Genomic DNA, 17,704 nt, shown 5'->3' on the forward strand with positions numbered 1-17,704 from the left:
CGGTTGAGACAACGCATCGAGGTCCGGTGGAAAACCGCATGCGGCCATTGTGCCAGCACCGCTGCGACCAGCAGGGAAACGGCCCAGCACCTAAAATGCCCAGGTGAGCTCCATCCTCAACGCCGACCTGCATTGCCATTCCGTCGTCTCCGACGGCACCCTCACGCCCGAGGAACTGGCGGCACGCGCGCACGCCAACGGGGTGGAGCTGTGGGCGCTGACCGACCACGACGAGATCGGCGGCCAGCAGCGCGCCCTGGCGGCCGCACGCGCCCATGGCCTGCCCTACCTGACGGGCGCCGAGATCTCCATCACCTTTGCCGGGCACACGGTGCACATCGTCGGCCTGGGTTTCGATGCCGAAGACCCGCGCATGCAGGCCGGTCTGCGCCAGACACGCGGCGGGCGCGGCGGGCGCGCCCGCGAAATGTCGGACAGCCTGGCGGCGGTGGGTATCCACGGCGCCTATGAGGGCGCGCTGAAATACGCCGGCAATCCGGAGCTGATCTCGCGCACGCATTTCGCGCGCTATCTGGTCGAAGCCGGCGTCTGCCGTGAGACCAACGAAGTCTTCCGCAAGTACCTGACCGAAGGCAAGCCCGGTTTCGTGCCTCACCGCTGGGCCACGCTGCGCGATGCCGTCAGCTGGATCGGGGACGCCGGCGGCATGGCCGTGATCGCCCACCCGGCGCGCTACGGCTTCACCCCCACCGAGGAATACGCCCTGTTCTCCGAATTCAAGACACACGGCGGGCGCGCGGTCGAAGTGGTCACCGGCAGCCATAGCGCAGCCGAGTACGTCAAATACGCCGACATGGCGCGCGAATTCGGCCTGGCCGCCTCGCGCGGCAGCGACTTCCACAGCCCCGACGAATCACACACCGACCTCGGCGCCCTGCCCTTCCTGCCCGGCCAGCTCACACCGGTGTGGGAACTTCTGGCAGATCGCATCCAGCAATGAAACATCCCCACACCCTGAGCGGCATGCTGTTCGCGCTTGCCGCCCTGGCCTGCTTTGCCACGCTGGACACCTCGGCCAAGGTCGTCTCCCTCACCCTGCCCGTGCTGCTGGGCCTGTGGTTCCGCTACATCTTCCAGGCCGTGCTGACCACGGCCGTCATGCTGCCGCAGCGCGGGCGTGCCATCTTCCATACGCGGCACCTTGGCCTGCATGTCCTGCGTGGTGCCCTGCTCGCGGCCACCAGCCTGCTGACCTTCCTGAGCGTGGCCTACATGCCCGTGGGCGAATTCACGGCCATCGCCATGATCGCGCCGCTGGTGGTCACGCTGCTGGCGGCCACCCTGCTGGGCGAACACGTCTCGCGCTTGCGCTGGGTACTCGTGGCTGGCGGCTTCGCGGGCACACTCGTCATCATCCGGCCCGGTGGCGACCTCTTCGGCTGGCACGTCCTGCTGCCGCTGGCCCAGGTGGCCACCCACTCGACCTTCCAGATCCTGACCGGCAGGATGGTCAAGACCGAAGACGGCGTGACCATGCATTTCTACACCGGCTGGGTCGGCGCCATCCTGGCCTCGCTGGCCCTGCCCTTCATCTGGGTCACGCCGCAGACCCTCCCCGAATGGACCGCGCTCTTCCTCATGGGCCTCATGGGCACCATCGGTCACTTCGTGCTGATCATGGCCTACCGGCGCGCACCGGCCGCCACGCTGATGCCGCTGATGTACGTGCAGATCGCCTTTGCGATGTTCGCAGGCTGGGTCGTCTTCGGCCACATCGCCGACGGCTGGTCCCTGCTGGGCATGATCCTGATCGCCAGCTGTGGCGCCGCCAGCGCCTGGCTGGCCCTGCGGGAAAGCCGCATCAAGCTCGAACCGATGGAAGTGTGAACCGGCAGACCAGCACATGGCCCAGTACTTCGAAGTCCACCCCGAGAACCCGCAGATCCGCCTGCTCAGGCAGGCCGCCGCCCTGCTGGAAAAAGGCGGCGTGGTGGCCGTGCCCACCGATTCCAGCTACGCACTGGTCTGCCACCTGGACGACAAGGCTGCGGCCGACAAGATGCGCAGCATCCGCCAGGTGGACGACAAGCACCACCTGACCCTGCTGTGCCGCGACCTGGCCGAGCTTTCCAGCTACGCCCGCGTGGACAACCGCCAGTACCGCCTGCTCAAGGCCGCCACGCCCGGGCCCTGGACTTTCATCCTGGAGGCCACCAAGGAAGTGCCGCGTCGGGTGAGCCATCCCTCGCGCAAGACCATCGGCCTGCGCGTGCCGGAGCACCGGGTGCTGCACGAACTGCTGGCCCTGCACACGGGCGGCCCGCTGCTGGCGACCACCCTGATCCCGGCCGGCGAGACCGACCCGCTCAACGACGCGCAAGAGATCCGCGAGCGCTACGAACACCAGCTGGCCGCCGTCATCGACGCCGGGGCCTGCCCGCACGAGCCCACCACGGTGATCGACCTCAGCGGCGACGAGCCCGAGGTGCTGCGCCGCGGCCGCGGCGACCCGGCCGAGCTGGGCCTCTAGGCTGCCCTTCCCCGCGCCGGCCTCGCCGGCCCCCTGCACTCTGAGACAATTGCCCCGTGGAATCCGCCAACCTGATTCAAACCGTCCTCATCTACGCCCTGCCGGTGCTGTTTGCCATCACCGTGCACGAAGCCGCCCACGGTTATGCCGCGCGCCATTTCGGCGACAACACCGCCGCCATGCTGGGCCGCATCACGCTCAACCCCATCAAGCACATCGACCCGGTGGGCACCATCCTGATGCCGCTGCTCCTGTACTTCGCCACCAGCGGCGCTTTCCTGTTCGGCTACGCCAAGCCGGTGCCGGTGCGCTTCGACCTGTTGCGCCACCCCAAGCGCGACATGGTCTGGGTGGCCCTGGCCGGCCCGGGCGCCAACCTGCTGCAGGCCCTGCTCTGGGGCATCTTCATGTACCTGCTGGTAGCCGCCGGCGTGCAGGAACGTTTTTTCCTGGAAATGGGCCGCGCCGGCGTGCTGGTCAACGTGGTGATGTTCGCCTTCAACCTCTTCCCGCTGCCGCCGCTGGACGGCGGGCGCGTTCTCGTTGGGGTGCTTCCCCGAAAGCAGGCAGCCATGTTGGCGCGCGTCGAGCCCTGGGGATTCTTCATTATCTTGGGCCTTGTCATTGCGAACGAACTCAGCAAGGCCTTCCCGTTCTTTCCCAACATACTAGGCTTCGTCGTTCAGTACTGGATGCAGCCCGTCATGGGCCTGACCTACGGCCTGCTGGATATCCTGCTCACGCCCCTGTCCCTTCTTCTTCACTGACACCACGCCATGAGCACCGTCCGCGTCCTGACCGGCATCACCACCTCGGGCACCCCGCACCTGGGCAACTACGTCGGCGCCATCCGCCCGGCCATCACCGCCAGCCGCGCCGCCGGGGTGGAGAGCTTCTATTTCCTGGCCGACTACCACGCGCTCATCAAGGTCGACGATCCCGCACGCATCCAGCGCTCCACGCTGGAGATCGCCGCCAGCTGGGTCGCCTGCGGCCTGGACCCGCAGCGCGTGACCTTCTATCGCCAGTCCGACGTGCCCGAGATCCCCGAGCTCACCTGGTTCCTCACCTGCGTCTGCGGCAAGGGCCTGCTCAACCGCGCGCACGCCTACAAGGCCTCGGTGGACAAGAACAACGCCGCCGGCGTGGACCCGGACGCCGACGTCACCGCCGGCCTCTTCATGTACCCGGTGCTGATGGCCGCCGACATCCTGATGTTCAACGCCCACCGCGTGCCCGTGGGGCGTGACCAGATCCAGCACATCGAGATGGCGCGCGACATCGCCGCCAGCTTCAACCATCTCTACGGTGAGCACTTCGTTCCCCCTGAGGCACAGATCGAGGAAAGCGTGGCCACGCTGCCCGGCTTGGACGGCCGCAAGATGAGCAAGAGCTACGACAACACCATCCCGCTCTTTGCCCCGCGCGAACAGTTGAAGAAGCTCATTGCCGGCATCAAGACCGATTCACGCGCCCCCGGCGAGCCCAAGGACACCGAAGGCTCGGCCCTGTTCCAGATCTACCAGGCCTTCGCCACCCCGGCCGAGACCGCCCAGTTGCGGCAGGCCTATGCCGACGGCATCGCCTGGGCCGAGGCCAAGACCATCCTGTTCGAGCGCATCGACCACGAGATCGCGCCCAAACGCGAAGCCTACGAATCGCTGATGCGCCACCCCGAGCGTCTCGAAGAGTTGCTGAAGGCCGGCGCGACCAAGGCCCGCGCCATCGCCACGCCCTTCACCGCCAAGCTGCGCCACGCCGTGGGCCTGCGCGATCTGCGCAGCCAGGCCGGCGAGAAGAAGGACAAGGCGGCCAAGGCCGCGCTGCCCAGCTTCAAGCAATACCGCGAGGCGGACGGCCAGTTCTATTTCAAGTTCGTGGATGCCCAGGGCCAGCTGCTGCTGCAAAGTGACGGTTTTGCCAGCCCCAAGGAGGCCGGGCAGACGGTCAAACGGCTGCAAGAGCTGACAGAACCCCTGGCCTCCGTGCTCCAAGAGATACCAGTGAAACAATTGGTTACCACCCAGGAGCTTGAGTCTGCGCTACAACAGCTGCTGGCCGCCCGGGACTGACCCCTGCCCCGCGACCGCTACCCCTGAGCTGTGCGGGTACGGTTCTTGAAAACTGCGGCTACCCCAGCTCAGAGGAGTGCCGTATCCATGTCTTTCGCCCGTACCACTGTCACGCGCAAGCAAACCGCCCTGTCGGACCACCGCCAGACCTTCGAGGAACTGTGCGCCTGGATCGAAGCCCATCTGGATGAGCCCATCGGCTGGCAGGAACTCATGGCCAGGAGCGGCCTGGACCACCAGACGCTCAACGCGCTCTTCTTCAAGTTCCTGAGCACCACGCCCATGGCGTGGATCCGCAAGCGCCGCGGGCTCGGTCAAGCGGCAGCCCTGCCCCGCCAGGTTCCCTCGCACCGCCTGCTGCGTACCGCCGCCGCCCGGGCCTGAGCGGCTTGGGCGCCCCCAAGGCCACAAACAGCCTCTGGCACGCTGCTACAATACGCGCTCCACAAAGCCGGAGAGGTGGCAGAGTGGTCGAATGTACCTGACTCGAAATCAGGCGTAGTGGCAACACTACCGTGGGTTCGAATCCCACCCTCTCCGCCAAAAGACAAGCCCCGCATCAGCGGGGCTTTGTTTTTGGTACAGCCCAGGGGAACTGGCGGCGAACGAATCTCGGGGCATCTCACCTTTCGCGCCTCTCGGATTTGACGCCTTCATGCCCAAACCTACTCAGACCCTTGATTCACATGGTCACAAAGCGAAGTTTTGCCTGTTCATGCACGGCGATACCTCCAACCGACCAGCGATCAAGGTCTGGGCCGGCATCCCCAGCCAAGTCAAAGGAAAGTGTCCAGTGGCCTTTCTCCAAACTTGAAGACGTCGAAGGAGGCACCAAAAACGCACGTGTCCCATCAAGATTTGGGATTGCCACCAGCTCCCTACTTAGTCCGCCCGGCAAGGCCGCATATTCCTGGACAACCTTACCGGACGGATCAAGGAGTTGGTAGATCGACCCGGTGCTGGCTGGTTTGGTTGCGGGGGCACTTGAATGAACAATGACATCATTTGTCTCGGTGGAGGTGGTTTGCCCCTGCACCAGACGCAAATGCTGCCCGCCTTTCAAGGTCAGTTGGGGAAGCAAACGGTAAAGCCGGCTCTCGCCTGGTGTCTGCGCGTCAACCCAACGCAAAGTGTAGCCATCCAGGGCCACCGTTTCCAAGGCCAGCATCAGCACCTCGTCATCGTTCGACTGAGCCGAAGCGGGTAGTCGAACGTCCGTGATGCGCAGTTGGCCCAAAGGCATGGACGGCACCATGATTTTGGTGACGCTGCACGAGACGATGCTGACGCCTGCACCAGTAACCTGCAGGCTGCTCAAAGTAGCCCCGGCAGGAGCCGTAAGTTGCATCCTGACGGGCGTCGAGGATGCGGACTGGGTGATTGCGCCGGCAGACTGGGCTGGAATGGTCGTCAGAGTAGCCGTACCACCGTCCTCAACACAGATTTCAATATCGACACTCACCGCCCGATCCAATACCAATGTCACATTCATCGGTTCGGCAGCCCTGGCACGCAGCTGCCCCTCACTCACCCATAGTTCCACGCCGGCACGCCAGAGTATTCCTCCATATTCGACGTCGTATCCGGCGTCAGGACGACCAAAGTCAGCGGCAAATGTCGTATTGGTTTTTTGCAGTGGAAGATCGGTGGTTGCTACCGCAGTGATCCCGGTCCTTCCCCATGCAATGGGCTCTGGACTTTCAAGCAGAAATACATCTGTACCCTGCGATGCTGTCACAGCGCGAACCACAGACACGCGCAACTCGGCAGGCAGGCCAGGCGGAACGCCGGCGCCCAAACAAGCCGCCCAGATTTCATCGAATGCCGCCACCGAGCTATTGCCGAGTTCAGCACGCAGCTGTGCAAGTACCTCCCTGGTCCTGATAGCGTCGTCCAGGTATCCCTGGCTCGCTGCGCCTTGCGTAGCCAATGTTTTTGCAGCGCGTGCGGCATCTACCGCCCCTGTGATAGCAACCATGCGACGGCGCAACTCACTCGCCCTTTCGCTTGGTGCCATCGATGCCATCAAACCGGCGGCATCGGCAGGAAGTCGTCGGCAAATCCCATCAAAAGCAGACAGGTGATGTCTGAAAGAGAAATATCTTGACGTCACGAATTCAAATCTGTGCAGCGTCCGATCAGGCGCAGTTGCGCTTCTGATTTCGCTCGCGTGCAGGCTGCTCGGCTCAAGTGGCTCACCACCTCCAGCAGTGACGGATTCCGGTCGAACGACCTGGCCAACGCTCACTGTTGCACAGGGGTCCGTGCCGTCACCATTGAGTGTTCGGATGTACTCCGTGGTGTATGCATCCAGTTCCGCTTCAGACTCACCCCATACATGCCTGACAGCCGAGCGAATCACAACACCGCTCGCGTTGACCACAAAAACACGCAATTCATGGCCTGCATCCAGGTACATGCGCGTGACATAGGACTCATTGAATCTGACAGCAGTGTCATAGCACCTGTACCAGAGTGGCGCCCCCGCAAGCGGCATGGACCCCTGCACATACGTGGAAAACTGCGTGAGCGGCCCACCCTGAGGGTATTTGGCGCCTTGCATGTCCAGAACGTCCGCGCCACCCACCGCAATACCGGCCGGCGCTCCCACGGTAAATCTGGCCTGTTCTGTCTTTTGATCTACATATGGTTGCTCGCCCGTTACCACTGCAGCCGTGTGAACCCGCAGTTCGTAATTCCCGGGCGAAAGCACCGGATCGGACCGGTACAGGGATTCGACACTGCGTTGCACACCTTGGCTCCATTTCCATTGCTCAAAGCGTGCCCACCCCAGGTTGCCGGCATCAGTGCAAACCTCGCTCACACGCACCCTGGACGGTGCCATCACCACTACGCGATCCATCCAGCCCATATGCGATGTCTGCGCAGGATCCGCGTACAGGCTCACCACCGAGCCGGCATTCGCCAAACCACGAGTGACTTCTATATTGCCGGCAAAAGCGATCACGTCGGCATTGCTTCCCAATGCGACGCGCACTCGGGCAACAGGTCTTGGAAAGACGATCGTGAGCGTTTCTATCTTGGCTGGTTGGCCATTCACCCATATCTGCGCCTTGTCAATTTTTTCCAATCGCCAGGGCCGAACATCGTCTATGGGTAAAAACTCAATCGGCACCGAGCCAGGTCTGACGACTGGCACCACTCCAGCCGAACCAGATCCGGGCACGGTGCCTGGAATGAATCTCACCTTGCCCACCGTTGGCAGCATCACATTCACAGCCTGGACCAAGCCAGGAACAGGCAGAGTCTTGAGAGAAACCTCTTGATAGTTTTCTTGTAATTCAGATTCAGCTCTGATCGGCTGACGGCCCATTGTCGACATGAGCCGCAAGCCTTTTACAGCAAAGTTCCTGGCTATTTCCAGCCACATCAAAGGCAAGGCAATCATCGGCGAAGTCACTTCAAGCATGCCTGCGTCAACGGTCATCACGCCGTCACTGACCAGCTTCACCCCTGCGTAGCTCACCTCACCCGTGCGGCCTTGCGGAAAGGTCTGCGCCTCGAAATGCACGCAAGACCAGCCTGGCAAAAAGCACAGCTTGGTCAAGGATGCGTGCATGCCATTGACCTCAATCTGATCAATGCCTCCGGTGAATTGGTGGGTGCTCGTCTTGCGCAGCAGCGTGGCACGCGCGATAGTGGCCCCATCCAGCTTGGCAGTGATGGAGCCTGCCTCCATGGCCTCGCCCGTGACCCAGACCGACTCCACTGGCGGGTTGAATCTCAGTGTGATCGTGCCCACCCCGCCACCAGCTCCGGTTTGTCCCAGGCGGATGGAGCGCGTGGCATTGGTCCCTGCGGCAACTGCAACCAATCCATCGGCAAGGCCAGGTATGCCGGCTACGGAAAAATCACCCACCAACGGCCCGGGCGTGAGTTCATGAAACTGAGTACATGTAGCTTCTTCAGTGGCTTGAGGACCACAGGCATACCCGGGGCTGAAGCTGTCGGAACCCTTCACTGAGCTCAAGTCATTGTGGCGGTAGAAAGCAAAGGGCGTACGTGCCCACACCATCAACCGCGTGGACGAATCAGGACCGCTGACAGGCTCACCACTTGGCGCCCATTGCCCGTCCAGAAGGGCAGGCTCGGGCCCCAACAGCGTGGCAACACCGCTGACTGGCATCGTCCCCGCGGCCCTGATGCGCACAGTCGCCGCCGCTGCGTCAAGAATCAGCCAGCTGGAAGTTCCTGATTTCAGTTCACCGCCGCGCAGTGGCGTCGTCTGATTCAGACTGCTTGACAATGTCACCAGCGCCTCACCGGTGTGCGTATCACTCACCGCGACGATCTGGGCAGCTGCGCTCCATCGCGGCGCGCTCAATCGATAAGAATAATCGCCTGGGGGAGGGCTGTCTGAAAGCGTTGCGCTGTCGCCATTGCTGGCGCTGATGGTCAAAACGGGAAGAGCAGGGACGCTTGCATTGAACAGGGTGATCTTGGATCCGGTCAAATCTGGCACATCGTCCACACTATGGGCTAAGCCGGTAAAAGTCGCCCTGTTGCCGCTAACCGTCAGTTCACCGGCGGCGCCAACCAGACGGGGGGCGCCCGTATCGCGCGCAAGCAATACCACGTGACGCAACTGATAGGACACCTGCCGAATTCCCAGATCTTCGGCGGGAACATTGTCTTTCCCAGGGGAGCCAAACCGTGCACGGTCCTGCACCGGCCGCCTGAAAACGACGAGGGGCCTCACATCGGGCGGGACCAGGGGAGAGAGGGATCCTTCAGGTGACGGCAGCAAAATCGCCTCATCCACCTTGGCATGGTCTGAATGCAATGTCACCAGCCCATCAACTGGCAGGGGTAACGGAAGCCTTGCATCGCCGAATTCCAGAGGCAATTTCACCTGAAATTCGAGTTTCGTCACCAGGAGATCGATCTTGATCCCCATCTCGATATCGACAGCAAAGTACCAGGGATTTGGCGCTTTGACACGGGCATCTGCCAGTAAATCAGCTACGACGGACAAGCCCAATACCGATATGCCGGCCGACCCTCTGAGGGTCAGTTGACCGAAGAACTGTTGCGGGTCTGTGCTGATGGCGGCCTGCCCCAGCAAAGATGCGTTGAGCCATGCTTTGACAACCACAAAATCAAAGCTCAGGTTGACTCCAATCGCACTGCCCATTTCAAACTCACCCAGTCTCTTGGCATCGTCGGCCAACAGCTGGTTCATTTGCGCCATCGTCCCGGGCCGATTCACCATCAGCCACGAATCTCCCTGGAACAACTTGAAAAGGGTTGCGTGAATACGCCGGTCGTCCGGCTTCTTTTCTCCCAGGTAGATGTGCCACAGGTCGGGCGGAGGACTCTCTGCCCATGAAAACGCCACATTGACGCCCCCGGCAATCTCCACCAGTGCCGGTATCTTGAACGCCGCAGCCAGGTTGGCTTGAAACAGTTTGGCTGGCACATCCAGCACCAGCAATGCCTCAAAATCTCCTTCGCTGGATGTCGTCTTGTTGTCGGGCTTCTTCTTGATGAAATTACCCTTGCCCTGCAGCAACAATTGCGGCCCCGGGAGCGCCACCACGAGCAACACTTTGGCGGAAAACGCGAAGCCAGTATCGGGCAGGCTGCCCACCGTAGCGCCCAGCCCGATGGCAAAACTGTCGCGCTGCACGCCCCATTTCTCCGGATCGGTAACGCCGACAGGCGGGCGCCTGTAGTAACCGTAGTACCAGTCCTCGCCATCGATCCGATTGGGTTTGAGATTGGTTGCAAGCAAGCCGGCAAAGCCATAGATGGCCGCACCACTGGAAAACAGCGGGATGCCGGCTGGCAATTCAACCTCCAGGAACAAGAAGAAGAAAGTTGTTCCGTCCCGGGTTTGCCCGACCATCATCCCGGCATCGATCGACAACTTCATCGTCTCAAGCTTGAGCTTGACCGTACCGCGAAATCCGCTGGCCTCAGGCGTGTCAAAAAACGCAACCTTCCCACTGAAGCTGAAAGTCCCGGGAACCTTGAGTTCGAGACCAATTCCACCCAGCGCAAAAGCAATATCACCATTGGCCGGATTCCACGTGACGCGCAGTCCTTCCACGGACACGCCGATCGGCAGTCCTTCTGCCAGCTTGATTCCGCCATTAAGACCCACCCAGCGTCGACCATCAGCCTCGGCGCCAAAGCCAATCTTGCTGATCTGAAACGGAAACCCTTTTAACGAGGAGCTCTTGGCTTTCTCGACGTCCAGCCACCCCCCTTCGACAGCCACATTGCCCTCGGTGTCGATACGCAAGCCTTTCATGGCCACCGCTGGGATGTCGTAAGTTGACGATTTGAGCTTGACGCGGCCTGAGAGGGAGAGAGCAGCAGGGCCACCACCGCCGGCATGGAACTCAACACGACTGATTTCGAGTTTGAAAGCGCTTGTATCGGCTGTGAGGATGTAGCCAGAACCGGCGGGCGCCGCAATGGCCTTGTGTTCTTCATTGACAAAAGTACAGGTCGGCGCTTGTGCAACAGCAGTGATGGCCCCACTGCCATCAAAGCCCAACGAGAGCCCCATGACCTTGTCAAGATAAGGGACGAAAATGTTGCCTTCGATGGTGCAGGCAGTCAGCGCGTTTTGATGAATCGAGATCTCGACCTTGGTCAACGCTCCTTTAAATTCAAAGATCTTGCCCGCAGCAACGCCGCTGAAACTACCCGAATTACCTGCCCCGACCCATGCGGCAGACCTGTCCAGCCAATCCACGGTTCCGCTGAACCCCCCGGTGCCGATGTAAACATCGCGCATCTCGATTGATCCGAGAGGCAAGTCGTTAACTTCTACGGTTGCCCCTGAAAAATACAATCCATTGAACCCGCTCGGCGCTGTCGCAGGAAGATCTGTCGCATCGGGCGTCAACCAACGAAGGTCAGACACACTGAGAATGACGCCTGTAGAGCCGATCATGCACCTTGGAAAGGTGATGCCCGTTGGCATGTCAATGGTGAAGTTGCCATCGGTATCGAAGCCAATGCGTACGCTGCCAAGCGCAACATCGAGCGTCTTTTTCTCCAGATCAGGTTCTTTCGTGCCGGCCTTGAGGGGCCTGAGGATCGATGCATCAACCCGCAAGGTGAGGGGCAACTCAATACCGATGCGCGGCACGGGCAAGAACCTGGCACGAATGTCTGCATTAACGCCACCTGGCATAGACCCGAGCGCCAATTCGAGAGCGGGGATCCCTGGCACTTTGAAACTGAGGGCCTGATCAATAAATACACCGATCACGCCCTCACGCGTGGTTTCATCAAAACCCGGACTGGTGATCCAGATGTGATCCAGCACCTCATCGAGCAGATCGCCCAGAGGAAGCTGCCCTCCCTTCGTGAGGTCGTCAAGCGGAAAATAGATCTTGGACGATGTCACGACACGATCTCCCTCAACACACTGCCTGGAGAGGAAAAGCTAAGCGAGGAAGTCGCCCAGGCGGTCCTGAAGATACCGAGACTTTTATCAAGATTTCTGAGCTCGGCTTCCACGCTAACTGCAACGGCTGGCGTCAAGCGAAGATGTTCACTCCAAAGCTTCACACGAAGACTGGCCACCTGGGAATTGCTTCCTGCAGTGCACACGTATGCCGCGTTGAGCTCGCTTTCCGTCCCCTGCATTGATCGGTCCCAAAAATTGGCTGCGCCGATAGATGCGAACTCATCGTCAACGATGAAAAGTTTGGAATGGAGCCTGTTTCCCGCGAGCCAGTAAAGTGCGAAGTTCTGCCGCTGAACAGCTGTAAGCGGGTCCAGTATTTTTTCGACAATTTGTGAAGAAACCGATGGGCCCACCGAGCCGGTCATGCCGTCCCAGCATACAAAGATGACCTTGACGCCCCTGGCGCAGGCTGCTGATATGGCGGGGGAGAGGTCATCGTGTTTGTTGTACCCCGCACTGACCTCAAGCGGCGCCGGATTGAGTGTCTGGTCTTCGACATAGATGTACCGCGAGGCGCTGTTTATCGCTTGTTTTAGGACATCCAGGATTTCGGTAATTTTTGCTGCTGGCAATGTCCGCCAATTCTCAAACTTTCCTGTAAGCAACAAGGCAGCCTTGGTCGCTTCATAGCTGCGCAGCACACACACACTGGCCTCCCCATCTGGGCGGCTCAAAGGGGCAGGGTGCACTGGATTACCGGGTTTTGTCGGCAATGAAGTTATCGTCAAATGGTTGTATAGCTCAGTGGTGTCATCGAGCTTGTAGAGAGTTGCCGGCAGTGTGTCCGCCTCCACCCAGCGGGTAATAAAGTTCTCCACAACTCCTTCGGCCGCGCTGCCATACAGCTCAACACCTATGTCATGCCATGAATCTCCAGCGGTCACCCCCGCCACACTGTCATGCAATGGGCTGGAAATTCTGCCTTCTGTGTAATCAATTCCTCCGACAAATGCCCGAAGCTCTTTTGTCGAATCGATATAAACAATGGTCGTTTTCTCATGTCGAGAGTCGCCGGTACTCCCTCCCCAGTCCAACAGCACGCGACCTTCAAGTGGTTTGACGCCCCCCCGGGTAGCCGAGCGCAACTTTCTTGCTTCCCTGATATTGTTCTGGGTGACCCACTCAACGCCGATGTTGTCCAGCCTGGCTTTTATCCACCATTCATATTCAGCAGGCGTTACCCCTTCTCTGCCAGCGCTGAAATAGGGCGCGCCCAGAATGATGCGGACATCCACTTGAAGATGGGCTTTGTCAACGAGCAACGTCCCCAGGGTTGCGCCACCGCTCGCAGGTTTGCTTGGGTCTTCTAAGCTTCGAAGATTGAACGTGGGGGAAAACACCCACGATGCGATGTAAATTTTGTCGTCCGGACCTGTGCATCTATCTATTGCGTCTGCAATCGCATTGAAATAGGCCTCACCATCTATATGTGGAATCACTTCCACATTGCCTGAGTAGCGCGGGCCGCCGTACGCCGGAATAAAGTATTTTTCTTCAAGCTCCGAAAGAGTAGGCAATGGCATTTAGGATGCCTCCAGGTTTATCGTTGGCAGCGTGAGCGACACCTGTCCAAGCTGATCCCGTACGCGTAAGCGATACGTCCACCCCTTGGACAGATCAACTGGCACATCATCAAAGTGATAAGTTCCTCGTGGCAGCCAAGCAGATGCTGCTGACCAGTAGCCGCCAGAGATAGGCCGCCTTTCAACAAGACACGCAAGCCGCTGATCACTCGGATGGCTCCACGTCAAAGTGATGTGCGTAGGCGCTCCAGGAGGTGTCCTGACCGCGGACACCCAAACTGGGGGCTCAGGGACAGGGCGTAACGATTTTCCGCGCAACATCGCCGATGCCGGACTCCTGTTTTCTGAGGTGTCGATGGCAACAATCCAGAAGCACCAATCACCGGGGGAACGTGTCACACGAAAGTTGATCACTTCCCCACTGCGATGGGGTGTCGGCACATGTACCGCCACAGGGGCCATGCTGGCCAACTCAGTGCCAGCCTCGGGATGCTTTTCGGCATAAATCTCATAACGCTGCGTGTCGGCATCCGGACTGGCGAGCCAACGTAAGTTGACACCATTGCCCTGTACATCGGCCAGCGCCATGTGTGCGATGGGAGCAGAGGGCGCCACCACGTCCGGGCAGCAAATGGGGGGCGTCGGCTCAGAAGGGGGGCTCTCGGCACCGGCACGTGTTCGACTGGTAATGCGGTAGAACCAGTGCCCGTGTGAGCGCCCGTCCAGCACGTCCTCAAATACGTTTGTGTCAGTAGGCTCTTTGGTCAATGCAACGTACGCCGGCCAGGCATAGTCCTGCCGGGCCAGCAACATCTGCGTATCGATCGTCATCGCGTCATAGGCCGCCGCTACAGCCGTTGCCCGTGCCTGTACGTCTACCACGGAGCGAGCCGCATCCAGCGCCGTCAGTTCGCTAAGCACCCGGGCTTTTCGGTTGGCGTCGCCGTATACACCGGGCGGCCATGCATCAGGTGCAGAAAAATCGTGCGAACGCCCTGTGCCACGGTCATGCTCGACACTGTCGAGCCGGTTGATCTCATCACCGAGCGCACGGTACACAAGAAATTGCCGATTGACCTGCGCCGCCCAGCCCATCTGGAAGCGAGACTTTCCATACCAGTCAGCCCTGCTGGCCATCAAGACGCACTTCGCCGACGGGTCGAAGGAAATGCCATTCATTCCTGGTGGTTGCGGCACTGTCAAATCAACGGCGGTGATGGTCAGTGGCGCACTTGGCGCTGAGGCGATTGCGCTTGATTGGATAAACCGAACTGCACGCACGGAGACCTGCGCATGCGCCACAGGCGTGATCTCTGAGGTACTGGGCCCGAATCCCGTGTCGTTGAGTGCAGCCGACCAGACCGGAAACCAGCTGACGCGGTCTCCGCCAGCGACCTCTCCCATTCCAAATTCGTTCCCGGGCGCCACAGGCACATCGTGATAACGGCAAAGAAAAATTCCCGCCTGAGCCCGCAGGACCTGCAACTTCTTTTCACCTTGCGCGTGCCGGGTCGACAATACCCCCGACGTGGCCCGTAGATTTGCGCCCGAATTAGAGGGTGGCAAGTCGGTACTTAACTCCGCGAGAGTTCCTGGTACGGCACTCAGCTGCGCCGTACCGGGTATCGGTGAATCTCCCGCGGTGTGCTCCACGACGAGTGTGAGATTCGCGCCATCGCCGTTGGCGACAACCGGATAGGACGTTGTTCCGACCAGGAGCGTGCCACCGACAAAAACACCACTTGCTCCATCCAGTTCCATATTGCTTATGCAAACCGAACGGACCGGGTCTGAGGGGCTGGCACTGGCCGAGGGTGCCAATTGATGCACCCCAGTGATTGAAATCACCAGCGCCGGGTTCAGGACTGGATTGGCAACGACGGCGCCCTCAAAACGGATCGACATGGGGCCGAATGAAGCAAGTGCATTCCCCCATGTATCCGGGTATTGGGTTGTGGTGTCATCCGGGGCCCCTATTGGTAAGGGATTGGGCTTGCGAAACAGGAGATGAAAGCCGTTGACATCCTGCTGAAGCTTGGTCTGCTCCGGGCCGAACACCCAGGAAGCCACAAGCGCATTTTCTGTGCCGCTGTTCAACGGGTTATTCAACCAGCGTTGCGCGGCTACGGAACGGCCGATGACATTGACCGTTGCAGGTGGCAGGCTGCGCTGGACCCATTCGGCTTGTATCAGGATGGGCGCGGCCGGTGGCGCCGAATCTGTCACCGCGGCCAAGGCCCAGGGACTGGGCTCGCTGACGCGCCCGAAAAGATCGACACCCCGCACCCACCAAGCCCAATGCCCAGGAGCCAGGCCGGCACCATCGTTACGATCCACATGAAGTACGCGCCCGGGGCTTGGTTCCTGCGTGGCTTCAGAGCGAATGAAAACAGGTGCTCCCTTGTAAAGCAGATCCGTTTGTTTCGGCGGATCTGGCACCGGCAAGGGTATGGTCGGATCGCTCCCCACATGCCGATGCCCTATCTGATAACTGATGGGCTCGCCCTCTGGTACGGCATCACCCGATGCGGTTCGGATCGGCCAATCAAGCTTCGCCAAGGAAATAGCAGAAGACGATTCGGCAGGCACCACCGAAGCCCATAACGCGCCCGGACCAGGTGGTGCTCCGCGCTCAACCGCCTGTATTCCAGGCAGCATGCCAACCCGCTCAGTCAGCGCCGTCCACCGCATCATCTCCAAGATTGGAGACCGTCCGCTGGTGGACCAACTCAGGCTGAGCTCATTCAAGCTGACCAGATTTAACCTGGATCGTTTGGATGAAATTTGTCCGCTTTGAATGCCCCCCTGGCTGTTTGTCACTGTCCACTCAACCGTGGTGGATGTCAAAACTTCAAGCGAGAAATCATGCACCTCAGCTGGGAAATGCAGGGTCATGCGGGCGCCAGCCCGGGTCATCTTTAGCGTCTGTTTAACGCCGTATTCTTTCTCAAGTCTTTCGTAGGTCCGCTTGTCACCCGCAGAGAGGTCCATTTCCACAGAATCCTGAACCCAGCGACCGACAACCTTGTAAACGTACTCAGCCCCATCGAGACGTCCGCCCAGCAAGTCGTCATACGCCAAACCCAGAATACGCGCGCCATGCGGATCCAACGCAGCCAGATTAATCAGTTCACGCTCATCGCTACTGATGCGCATGTCTCGTGCCGCATCCTCGGGGATCTGTCCAGGCATGGCACCGCAAGCTAGTCGACGCAGCGCGGGAAGGAGTTTCCTGAATGCATCAGAGAAGCGATACGCCCAATCTGATTGAGCGCTGATAGGTAGGCGACTTCTCGCGTCATCTTCCTCGGACACGCTGCTCTGGGGATTGCACCGATACATCGGATCGACGACCGGCAGACATCGGTGGGCAATGTGCTTCCAGGCGCCCTGCTGATTAAGCAAGTGATAGCCCAGGAACGATATCGAACCCTCTCCACGGATATCCAGACTGTCCAGGCCACGGGTGCGCCAAGTCAAAGTCTGACCAGGCCCGATCAACTCCTCTTGCACCACGACCACCCCGTTTGCTCGGCCAGATATGTGCAAACCCGCAGCATCTGCATTGGCGTGAATTGTGACGAGCCAAGCAGGGCTGGTAAAACGAACCTCTACAGGGGAAGTTGGGACAACCATCAATTGCCACCAACCTATTTGCCCCGAAGGTTCAAATTTGAGCCCTTCTGGTGTCCTGAGCGTCAGGACATCTGCATACGTCCAACTTGTCTTTCCTTGAACCAGCGGCACATTGAGATCATTGAAAGGCAGTGGTGGCGTGTCGGGAACCTGGGCTCGGTAAATATCAAAGCCCAGCTCAGGAAACCCAAGCTCCTTCCTGACAAACCAACGCAACATAATTCCGGTGGGTGTCGGATGGCCATCCCATTGCTCGACGGAGCCATCCGAGGCAAGTCCAAAAACGAGAATGTCGCTCGCCGATGACATCACAGGCTCCCTGTCCTAAATAATGTTGGCATCCAGTTTGTGCAACCGAGATAGTTTTCAAACTTGCCGGTGATCTTGCGCATGAAATGCATGTGGGAGCGTAAGGCTTCCACGCGCGTTGTCTATCCCCCAAACGTGTGAAGCCGTTCCATTCCTTCCCTGCATCACACTGGGCACGGATCGCTCCAATCCGAATTAGCAAGCACACACTATCTGAAATTGA

At 59.9% G+C, this 17,704-nt stretch carries 9 protein-coding genes and 1 tRNA gene; 7 read left to right on the forward strand and 3 right to left on the reverse strand.

The window, feature by feature from the left end; translation table 11 throughout:
• Window positions 1-103: 103 nt before the first annotated feature.
• From AO057_RS16715 to AO057_RS16745, 7 genes are all read left to right on the forward strand, one after another.
• Window positions 104-961: a 3',5'-nucleoside bisphosphate phosphatase gene (locus AO057_RS16715; protein ID WP_057677009.1), complete on the forward strand. Its 858-nt coding sequence runs from the start codon at window positions 104-106 to the stop codon at window positions 959-961.
• A complete protein-coding gene (locus tag AO057_RS16720) occupies window positions 958-1,848 on the forward strand; it encodes a DMT family transporter (RefSeq protein ID WP_057677010.1) in 891 nt (296 codons plus the stop codon). The genes AO057_RS16715 and AO057_RS16720 overlap by 4 nt, the downstream gene beginning before the upstream one ends.
• Before the next feature lie 16 nt (window positions 1,849-1,864).
• Entirely contained in the window at window positions 1,865-2,491 is a 627-nt protein-coding gene (locus tag AO057_RS16725; protein WP_057677011.1) for an L-threonylcarbamoyladenylate synthase, read from the forward strand.
• A 56-nt stretch (window positions 2,492-2,547) separates the two neighbouring features.
• Window positions 2,548-3,258 carry a site-2 protease family protein gene (locus AO057_RS16730; protein ID WP_057677012.1) on the forward strand — a complete coding sequence of 237 codons (711 nt, stop codon included), beginning with the start codon at window positions 2,548-2,550 and terminating at the stop codon, window positions 3,256-3,258.
• Window positions 3,259-3,267: 9 nt separating this feature from the next.
• Entirely contained in the window at window positions 3,268-4,563 is a 1,296-nt protein-coding gene (locus AO057_RS16735; protein WP_057677013.1) for a tryptophan--tRNA ligase, read from the forward strand.
• Window positions 4,564-4,650: 87 nt separating this feature from the next.
• On the forward strand, window positions 4,651-4,947 hold the full coding sequence (locus AO057_RS16740; RefSeq protein ID WP_057677014.1) for a hypothetical protein: 297 nt from the start codon (window positions 4,651-4,653) through the stop codon (window positions 4,945-4,947).
• Between the two features lie 69 nt (window positions 4,948-5,016).
• A tRNA-Ser gene (locus AO057_RS16745) sits at window positions 5,017-5,106 on the forward strand.
• Window positions 5,107-5,245: 139 nt separating this feature from the next.
• Here AO057_RS16745 and AO057_RS16750 read toward each other — a convergent pair.
• Genes AO057_RS16750 through AO057_RS17940 form a run of 3 tightly spaced genes read right to left on the reverse strand, consistent with a single transcriptional unit; the run spans window position 5,246 to window position 17,481 of the window.
• Entirely contained in the window at window positions 5,246-11,950 is a 6,705-nt protein-coding gene (locus AO057_RS16750; protein WP_057677015.1) for a hypothetical protein, read from the reverse strand.
• The gene (locus AO057_RS17615; protein ID WP_082605605.1) at window positions 11,947-13,536 is read right to left on the reverse strand and encodes a phospholipase D-like domain-containing protein; all 1,590 of its coding nucleotides are present in this window, start codon (window positions 13,534-13,536) and stop codon (window positions 11,947-11,949) included. Before AO057_RS17615 ends, AO057_RS16750 begins: the two co-directional genes overlap by 4 nt.
• Window positions 13,537-17,481, reverse strand: a complete 3,945-nt coding sequence (locus AO057_RS17940; protein ID WP_156404595.1) for a fibronectin type III domain-containing protein — start codon at window positions 17,479-17,481, stop codon at window positions 13,537-13,539.
• Window positions 17,482-17,704 lie beyond the last annotated feature (223 nt).

Origin of the sequence: Curvibacter sp. PAE-UM (genome assembly GCF_001432305.1) — a bacterium.
GTDB lineage: Bacteria > Pseudomonadota > Gammaproteobacteria > Burkholderiales > Burkholderiaceae_C > Hylemonella.